The 8937-nt window shown below is 39.5% G+C and carries 11 protein-coding genes and 1 rRNA gene; 4 read left to right on the top strand and 8 right to left on the bottom strand.

Annotation, left to right across the window (positions count from 1 at the left end; translation table 11 throughout):
- Positions 1–103, top strand: a 5S ribosomal RNA gene (rrf, locus tag K8F54_RS07640); the annotation flags it as partial.
- A gap of 95 nt (positions 104–198) precedes the next feature.
- Complete coding sequence (locus tag K8F54_RS07635; RefSeq protein WP_290789137.1) at positions 199–819, top strand: hemolysin III family protein; 621 nt, start codon at positions 199–201, stop codon at positions 817–819.
- A 22-nt stretch (positions 820–841) separates the two neighbouring features.
- On the opposite strand, the gene K8F54_RS07630 is transcribed toward K8F54_RS07635, so the two are convergent.
- Entirely contained in the window at positions 842–1507 is a 666-nt protein-coding gene (locus tag K8F54_RS07630; protein WP_290789135.1) for a ZIP family metal transporter, read from the bottom strand.
- Positions 1507–2238, bottom strand: a complete 732-nt coding sequence (locus K8F54_RS07625) for a class I SAM-dependent methyltransferase (protein ID WP_290789133.1) — start codon at positions 2236–2238, stop codon at positions 1507–1509. The genes K8F54_RS07630 and K8F54_RS07625 overlap by 1 nt, the downstream gene beginning before the upstream one ends.
- A 58-nt stretch (positions 2239–2296) precedes the next feature.
- On the opposite strand from K8F54_RS07625, the gene K8F54_RS07620 reads away from it, so the two are divergent.
- Positions 2297–3454 (top strand): THUMP domain-containing protein, encoded by a 1158-nt coding sequence (locus K8F54_RS07620; protein ID WP_290789139.1) that lies wholly within the window; start codon positions 2297–2299, stop codon positions 3452–3454.
- On the opposite strand, the gene K8F54_RS07615 is transcribed toward K8F54_RS07620, so the two are convergent.
- From K8F54_RS07615 to rlmD, 3 genes are read right to left on the bottom strand one after another with little or no spacing between them, the layout of a single operon-like run.
- The gene (locus K8F54_RS07615; RefSeq protein WP_290789131.1) at positions 3455–4156 is read right to left on the bottom strand and encodes a DUF6048 family protein; all 702 of its coding nucleotides are present in this window, start codon (positions 4154–4156) and stop codon (positions 3455–3457) included.
- A complete protein-coding gene (locus tag K8F54_RS07610) occupies positions 4122–4610 on the bottom strand; it encodes a DUF6452 family protein (RefSeq protein ID WP_290789129.1) in 489 nt (162 codons plus the stop codon). Before K8F54_RS07610 ends, K8F54_RS07615 begins: the two co-directional genes overlap by 35 nt.
- Before the next feature lie 19 nt (positions 4611–4629).
- Positions 4630–6051, bottom strand: a complete 1422-nt coding sequence (rlmD, locus tag K8F54_RS07605) for a 23S rRNA (uracil(1939)-C(5))-methyltransferase RlmD (RefSeq protein ID WP_290789127.1) — start codon at positions 6049–6051, stop codon at positions 4630–4632.
- 178 nt (positions 6052–6229) lie between these two features.
- On the opposite strand from rlmD, the gene rocD reads away from it, so the two are divergent.
- Complete coding sequence (gene rocD, locus K8F54_RS07600) at positions 6230–7471, top strand: ornithine--oxo-acid transaminase (protein WP_290789125.1); 1242 nt, start codon at positions 6230–6232, stop codon at positions 7469–7471.
- Between the two features lie 83 nt (positions 7472–7554).
- On the opposite strand, the gene K8F54_RS07595 is transcribed toward rocD, so the two are convergent.
- The 3 genes from K8F54_RS07595 to K8F54_RS07585 form a co-directional block, all read right to left on the bottom strand.
- A complete protein-coding gene (locus K8F54_RS07595; RefSeq protein WP_290789123.1) occupies positions 7555–7878 on the bottom strand; it encodes a CCC motif membrane protein in 324 nt (107 codons plus the stop codon).
- Between the two features lie 87 nt (positions 7879–7965).
- Positions 7966–8259 (bottom strand): DUF2752 domain-containing protein, encoded by a 294-nt coding sequence (locus K8F54_RS07590; RefSeq protein ID WP_290789121.1) that lies wholly within the window; start codon positions 8257–8259, stop codon positions 7966–7968.
- Between the two features lie 9 nt (positions 8260–8268).
- The coding region (locus K8F54_RS07585; RefSeq protein ID WP_290789119.1) for a T9SS type A sorting domain-containing protein at positions 8269–8937 on the bottom strand (669 nt) is incomplete at its 5' end.

Below are 8937 nucleotides of genomic sequence, written 5' to 3'. Positions count from 1 at the left end.
TGGTTATAGCGACGGGGCTCACCTCTTACCTTTCCGAACAGAGAAGTTAAGCCCGTTTGCGCCGATGGTACTACACTTGTGGAAGAGTAGGTCGCCGCCTTCTTTAAGTCCCTCATCATTTATTTGATGAGGGACTTTTTTATTTAAAATCGAATTATTAATACTATTTAAGTTAGTAAGTAGTTATAATCCTATCCCATGCAAAGTAAAAAAGAAGAAGTTTGGAACTCGGCATCACACAGCTTAGGCATTCTATTAGGAGTTGTTGGACTAGTCCTTCTTTTAATTTATGATTCCGGTAAAACCGTCTACAGTACGTTTAGTATTTTATTGTATACCTGTTCTATTATTGTTTTGTATTCGGCATCTACGCTTTATCATGCCGTACGAGATATCAAGCAAAAGAATATATTCAGAAGCCTGGATCATATTAGCATCTATTTACTCATAGCAGGAACCTATACACCGGTGGCACTTATTTCGTTGGAAGCGAGTTCGGGCTGGTTGATATTTTGGATTGTTTGGGGAATTGCAGCGCTCGGCACTATTTTAAAAATATTCTTTACGGGGAGATTCGAATTGTTCTCGGTGCTGCTATATCTCATCATGGGATGGCTTATTGTCATAGATTTCAGTAGTTTAATAGCGATTCAATCTACATTCGGACTCATCCTATTAATGCTGGGTGGTGCCTTTTATACTTTGGGGATAGTGTTTTATGCTATTGAAAAGATTCCGTTTAATCATGTGATCTGGCACTTCTTCGTTTTGGGCGGAAGCATTTCTCACTTCTTCTTTATACTACTTGACGTTGTGTAAGCCTGTACAAGTTTTTCAGAAACTAAATAAAATACGCCAAGACAATTCCCAGAACTATGGTGACTAGTTTGGCCAAGTTGAACTTATGATCTTTACTGCTTTCGTATAAGATCGTCGTTGAAACATGTAGAAATATTCCAATCACGATGGCGGTAATTTCGGCATGATATGTTTGTAAAAATTCAAATCCCGCTAGCCAATGACCCAGTGGAGTCATTATTGCAAACAACGTCATAAATGAAATGGTTACCGTTTTACTGTAATTGGCCCTAATAAAAAAGAATGATAATATAAGAGCTACTGGTATTTTATGCACTATAATCCCAATAAGTATATTGTTGTCTTCCGATATGGGAAAACCTTCCAATAAAGCATGAATCGATAAACTCAAGAACAATAGCCAAGGGAAATTACGCTTGCTATCATGTAGATGAACATGTCCGTGTTCGGCGCCTTTCGAGAAAAACTCCAGACAGATCTGCAGCAGTATTCCTCCCATAATAAAGATTCCGATCCGCTCTGTAGGCATTTCAAACGCTTCCGGAAGCAATTCCAAAATGGTCATCGACAACAGGAAGGCACCGCTAAATGCCAAATAAATTGACATCTGCTTCAATTCTTTGGTTTTCAGCCCCAAGGCGGCCAAATACCCAACCGCAACTGCCAGAAATAGAAAGATGTATACCATTAGTTAAAGATAAGGATTAATCGTTCGGAGGTTTTTTCGTCAAAAGGATGCAAGTGATAATCGCCAAAGCTCTGTTTCAGTGTTGCTCCGGCCATTTCAAAATAATTTTTAAAATCGGACAATGTGAGCGCTTTTACTTTTTCGGTAAAGGAATACTCTCGAGAGGAATGAGTAAACAGTATATCTTTGACGATATATCCGTTCTTCATATATCGATTGATGTGAAATTCAATTCCTTCCACCACCTTTAGTTCCTCTTTCACTAGGTTTTCAGCAACAAAATTTACATTCAGAAAATCGATTACGCCAAACCCATTGGGTTTTAAGCCATTTTTAATGGCACGAATGGTACGTAAATTATCAGCCTCGTCCTCGAAATAACCAAAACTTGTGAATAAATTAAAGATGGCATCAAATTTAGATGAGAACGTAAGACACATATCGTGTACTTCAAAATGAAGTGATTCATTCTCAAATTGCTTGGCATACGAGATGCTGGATGGAGAAAGATCTGCTCCAATCACGTTGTAGCCAAGGGTATTCAAATATTTTGAATGGCGTCCTTTTCCGCAGGCCAAGTCCAGAATATGCGCACCTTTCGGCAGTTGTAAATAGGAAGTCAACCGATTCATAAAATAGCCCGCTTCTTCATAATCCCGATCCTTGTACAGAATGTGATAGTAAGGGCTGTCAAACCAGGAAGCGTACCAATTCTCGTCTTCTTTTTGCATTAATAGATTATTGAGGTGCTAAAATACTGTATTTTTGCAGGACTTTACGAATGACACAATGGTAAAAAATTTTAAAATGGTGGCCAAGACCCTCTATGGCTTGGAAGAATTATTAGCACAGGAATTACGTCAATTAGGGGCTTCTGAAGTTGAAATAGGCACGCGAAACGTTTCTTTCGAAGGGGATACCGGATTTATGTATAAGGCTAACCTGTGTTGTCGTACCGCTATTAAAATTTTGAAACCCATCACTTCGTTTAATATTTTTACCGAAGAAGACCTCTATAAGCATATCTATGAAATGCCATGGGAGGAGTATATGAGTTCCAATGGAAGTCTGGCCGTAAATGCTACCGTATTTTCCGACTATTTTACACATTCACAATACATCGCCCTAAAAACGAAAGATGCCATAGTTGACCGTTTCCGAGATAGGGAAGGGGTACGCCCCGATGTGGATTTGGACCATCCCACGCTTCGGATTAACATTCATATTGACCAAAATATTTGCACGGTTTCCTTAGATAGTTCAGGGGCCTCATTGCACAAACGAGGATATAAGACTGAAAGTACTGTAGCACCTATTAACGAAGTACTTGCTGCCGGTATGATAATGCTGTCCGGCTGGAGCGGCCATTGTGATTTTATGGATCCTATGTGTGGAAGTGGTACCATCATTGCCGAAGCAGCCATGATTGCATGTAATATTCCGCCGAATTTAAATAGAGAAGAGTTTGGCTTCGAAACCTGGCCCGATTTCGACGTGGATTTATACGAACTTATTGAAGCTGCGGCTTTAAAAAAGGTGAGAGATTTTCATTTTAAGATTTATGGATCAGATACAGATGCCGTAGCTATAAAAAAGGCCAAAGAAAATATCAAGAATGCGAATCTTCAGGATTTTGTGGAGATTAAGACTCAGGATTTCTTCGAAAGTAAAAAGGAAACCGGGCGTCAGATGTATATGATTTTTAATCCACCCTACGATGAGCGGATCTCGGTGGAAGATATTTCAAAATTCTACGGAAATATTGGAACCACACTGAAACATGGCTACCCGGGCACGCAAGCTTGGATGATCACCAGCAATATGGAAGCCCTGAAACACGTGGGGCTACGACCCTCTAGAAAGATCAAGCTCTTTAATGGAAAGCTGGAAAGTAAATTTGTTCGCTATGAGATGTACGAGGGTAGCAAAAAGGCAAAGAAGCAATAATTACTTCTTAAATATCGGGATTAGATACGAAATGCTATAGCCATAGCCAACACCAAACTCACTAAAATCGTAGGTCCTATTAAAACCCGGTATGTACAGGTTGTCAAAATTCTCTGGTTTATCTTCTGAAAGTTTTCGTTTCAGTTGAACGTTTAAAGAAAGATAGAGATTGTTCAGTACTTCCGTCTTTACGCCCACGATCAGTTCAGCCCAATGTGCCGTCAATCCTTTAAACTCTTGAGGCTCCACCCGAAAAGCCGGTGGAAATGTCTGACTGGTAGTGTAAATCCCATAGGCGAGCAGCTCGTTTGTAAATGTAGAGAACCCGTACCGAAGTCCGCCATAAATGGCATTGTCCATTCCTAGCCAATTGTTGTAAGAGTTGTAATCGAAACCAATTTTCGCATAACTTCCATTCGTTCTGGAATTTAAATTCGCTTCAAAACGGTCCTTCTTTTCTGATCCTAGTTCGACCGCAGCATAAAATTTCTCGGTAACACGGAAGTCGCCCATAATTTCAAAACCTGAATATCCATCTTCTAGTAAGGTACGAGCTGGCTTTGAAATATCCACCCCAAGGCGCAACCCATACTTTTCGGCGGGTTTGGAAACTGTATCTGAAGCAGTCGTTTGTTGTGCGTTGATCGAAAACGACACCAACAAGACACTAATGCAAAATAGTAATATGTGCTTGTGATTCATTTTCAATTGTTTGATTAATAACTTCAATTAAGAATATCCAATTTGCCGATCCTTCGTCCTCTTTTGCTACCGATAGGTTATCATAAGTGGTTTTATATCCGCAGGCGCGATTTACATAGACATCTTCTCGAGTATAGCTGAAGGTGAGGATATCGGTATTCGGATTGTCGCCTCCATCATCCTGTTTGAAACGATATTTGGTGCTATCGGTACTAACATTCAGAGGAATGGCGATCGAATCGGTTGAAACGGCTGTTATCACTTGTGTGCTGTTCGCATCTGCTGTTTCAATCGTTAGGTTTGGTACTTCTTTTGAAATCAAGGGATTTGTACTGTCCTTAAATGTGATTATGAGCAGGGGGGTGGTAGGAGTTCCTTCGGCACAGATATCATCCCTAGTACAACCCTGAATAGTTGATAGGATGATGATTATAAATAGAATTCGCTTAAACATATGTTTTTCTGAAATTATTTCAGGTATTGTTGCGTTTTTCCAAAAGTACAACATTTTCCACATGATGGGTCTGCGGGAACATATCTACCGGTTGTACTTTAGTCACCTTATACATAGCATCCAATAAGGCCAAATCTCGCGCTTGTGTCGCACTATTGCAGCTCACATAAACAATCTTTGGAGCGGCAATGGCCAGTAACTGTGTCACTACGTCTGCATGCATACCATCGCGAGGTGGGTCTGTTATAATCACATCTGGCAGGCCGTGTTGTACAATAAAGCTCTCATTGAACACTTTTTTCATGTCCCCCACATAAAACGCTACATTGTCAATGCCATTTAATAGGGCATTCTCCTTTGCTGCGTCGATCGCTTCAGGAACGGCTTCAATCCCCACCACCTTTTTTGCGTTTTTGGCGACAAACTGGGCAATAGTACCCGTACCGGTGTATAGGTCGAAAACCACTTCATTTCCAGTTAAACCTGCAAAATCTCGTGTTAGTTTGTACAATTCGTATGCCTGCTCACTGTTGGTTTGATAAAAGGATTTGGCATTGATTTTAAACCGAAGGCCTTCCATTTCTTCAAAAATATGATCTTTTCCGAAGTGACATAACACCTCTTGATCGTAGATGGTGTCGTTTCCTTTTGCATTGATCACATATAAAAGGGAAGTAATTTCAGGGAATTGTGATGCAATGGCATCAAGAAGTAAGATTCGGTTCTTTACATCTTCATGAAAGAACTGAAGCAATACCATGACGTCACCCGTTGATGAAGTGCGTATCATCAAGGTACGTAAAAACCCTTCCTGCTTTCTGGTATTAAAAAATGACAACTCTAGCGCTTCGGCTTTTGCCTTTAAAAAATCGCGAATTGCGTTACTGGGATCTCGTTGCAGGTGACATTTTTTAAGATCCAATATTTTGTCCCACATACCCGGAATATGGAAACCAAGCGCATTTCGATCTGTTATAAGCTCGTCGCTCTGTATCTGTTCTAAGGTGAGCCATTTTGAATCGCTAAAAGAGAATTCCATTTTATTTCTATAGAAATACTGTTCGGGAGCACCCAAAATTGGTTGTATAGGGGGCAGCTCTATTTTTCCAATGCGTCTAAGGTTGTTTTCAACTTCATTTTGTTTAAAAAACAATTGGTGTTCATACCCCATATGTTGCCACTTGCAGCCACCGCATACTCCAAAGTGTTCGCACTGCGGAGGCACTCTTTTATCTGAAAAGGACGCAAACGAAATGGCGGATCCCTCGTAATAGGCCTTACGTTGCTTGGTTGTTTGAATGGTTGCAATATCACCTGGTACCGCATTGTCAATAAAGATAACCCGACCATCGGGGGCTTTGGCAATCGCCTTGCCTTTAGCTCCTGCGTCTAATACGGGAATATTTTCAAAAATCTTTCGGGTATTTTTTCTTCTTGACATCGTGCAAAAATAGCATAAATAGTGGGTATAAATTGATACTTGGCTTCAAAAAAATATGGGATTTATTTAGTAATTTTACGCCAAGGATGATTTCTCTCCTCCGCTGAATTTTCGATGCTTCGAAAAAATAAAGGTATAGAAGGAATTTTATATTTTTTCATTTTTAAAATTTCATGTTATGTCAGTTTTAGAACAAACATTATCACAAAAGGCAATTGCTTTAGAAAACGAGTATGGGGCACATAATTACCATCCGCTTCCTGTAGTATTAAATAGGGGTGAAGGGGTTCACGTATGGGATGTCGAAGGAAAGCAATATTACGATTTTCTATCTGCTTATTCGGCCGTTAACCAAGGGCATTGTCACCCTAGAATTGTTGATGCCATGACCCAACAAGCAAAGACATTGACGTTAACTTCACGTGCCTTTCATAATGATATGTTGGGTAAATATGAAAAATTTGCCTGTGAATTTTTTGGGTTTGACAAGTTATTGCCTATGAATACAGGGGCCGAGGCAGTTGAAACCGCCTTAAAAATATGCAGACGATGGGCTTATGAGAAGAAAGGGATAGGAGAGAATGAGGCCGAGATAATAGTTTGTGATAATAACTTCCACGGAAGAACAACCACCATTATTTCATTTTCTAACGATCCTGTTGCGAGAAAGAATTTTGGTCCGTATACCAAAGGGTTTGTCAAAATTGCCTACGATAATTTAGAAGCACTTGAAAAAGCAATCACTACTAGTAAGAATGTAGCCGGATTCCTTGTTGAGCCTATTCAAGGTGAGGCGGGTGTTTATGTCCCTTCAGAAGGGTATTTGGCAAAGGCAAAGGCTTTATGCGAAAAACACAATGTGCTTTTTATTGCAGATGAAGTACAAACCGGAATAGCGCGAACCGGAAAACTATTGGCGGTGGATCATGAAAATGTGAAACCAGACATCCTAATTTTAGGAAAGGCATTAAGCGGGGGTGCGTATCCTGTTTCGGCAGTTTTGGCGAATGATAGTATAATGGAAGTAATCACCCCAGGATCGCATGGCTCTACATTTGGGGGCAACCCTGTTGCTGCTGCAGTTGCCATGGCTGCACTTTCAGTTATAAAAGATGAGAAGTTAGCTGAGAATGCAGAACGTTTGGGAGAAATTTTCAGAAGTGAGCTTACTACCTATATTCAAACAAGCTCCATTGCAAAATTAGTTCGAGGCAAAGGACTACTAAATGCTATTGTGATCAATGACTCGGAAGAAAGTAACACTGCTTGGAATATTTGCCTCAAGCTTCGAGACAATGGTCTCTTGGCAAAACCTACACATGGAAATATAATTCGGTTTGCTCCACCATTGGTAATGAACGAAGCACAGCTTAGAGATTGTGTTTCTATCATTATTTCCACGCTAAAGGAGTTTGAATAGGAAAACGTTTGTTTATGCCTTCGTATTGAAACAAAAACGACTGCCATGGGCAGTCGTTTTATTATTATTAGCTAGTAGCTATATTACATTCCGTATTGTTCTAACAACTCTTGATTCATGTTCAGTATTCCATCAGTGCCTAATGTAGCAAACAAGAATATTACATATCCTAGATACAGCACATTTAAAATGATACCAATGATAGCCAAGATCTTACCGGTTTTGACATTTTGATACCCAGTATATTGTTCTGGATTTTCCATATAAACGGCTGTTGCTTTTTTAGCCATAACCATTGCTATGATACCAAATATAAGTCCTAAAACTCCATAGCAGCAGCAAGTAACAATAGATATAATCCCGAAAACTAGAATGAGGGTTGCATTAGGTAATTTTTGTTTTTCCATAATTGAATGTGTATTTAGTTGGTTTACAGATATAAAGTTAAAGTAAATAAATTATAATTGCTACGGAATAATTCCTTTTTTGACCTATTAAAGCACACTAGCCATCTTTACAACGTAGCTTCCAATCATTATAGCCACGGTTATAAATAGGAGTATCACCTTAATTTGAAAGGCATATTTGAACTTAACAAAAAAATTGAAGATGACAAGAAGTAGTAAAATGAATAGGGGATATATGGCCGGATACATTTTAAAGGCAGCGATGAACTCGCCTTTAAAAAGTAAGGCTGTAGCACGTTGGATGCCACAGCCTATACATTCTACCCCGAAGATTTTTTTATTTGTGCATTCCAGCATATAATCTTCAAGGCCCTCTATCATACTAAAGGATTATCTCTTATTGTGAATAGTGATTTTATAATCGATAGCTTCATTATCCACAGTTGTTAGCTTTACTAAGTAAACACCATCGCTTAGGTTAGCGGTTGAGAAGGAGAAATTGGTAACAGGTCCAATATTCTTTTCGGTGATCACTAATTTTCCGGACATATCAAAAATATGAGCCGACTTGATGTCATAACCTTCAGGGTTGCTAACTTCAAGTTGAGCGATTTGATTGTTTTGGAAGAAGTCAACGGAAGCTTTTACTATTTCACCTTTGCCTAGGTTACCCGAAGCCATTGATTCGGTATCGGTTGCTGTATTATCACCCATAGTACTGTTTCTGAAAACAATAAAGAAACGACCGGCATATTCACCCGCAGGTAGAAATATATTAGCTTCATCTCCGCCTGTAATTCTGTGATATGCATTGTTTGATTTATCCCAAAGGAATGCGTCTGAAGTAGGTAAATTTACTTCTTCTACTGCCAATAGCTTTAAATCGAAAGGCTCGTCTAAGGTAAACGTAATAGGAATTTGCTTTGTAGGACTATAAGGTACCGTTTGAATCACAAAAGGTGTTACATTGGTGTCCTGTCCAACGGCTACCGGGAAATAAGCCTCGGCTATTGTAGCATCCATTGGGTGCTTTCCGTCAAATCCTCTATCAAATCCATC

This window comes from Altibacter sp. (genome assembly GCF_019913785.1).
Classification (GTDB): Bacteria; Bacteroidota; Bacteroidia; order Flavobacteriales; family Flavobacteriaceae; genus Altibacter.
Note: the sequence above shows the minus strand (reverse complement) of the source record. Positions and strands in the feature narration are given on the sequence as shown.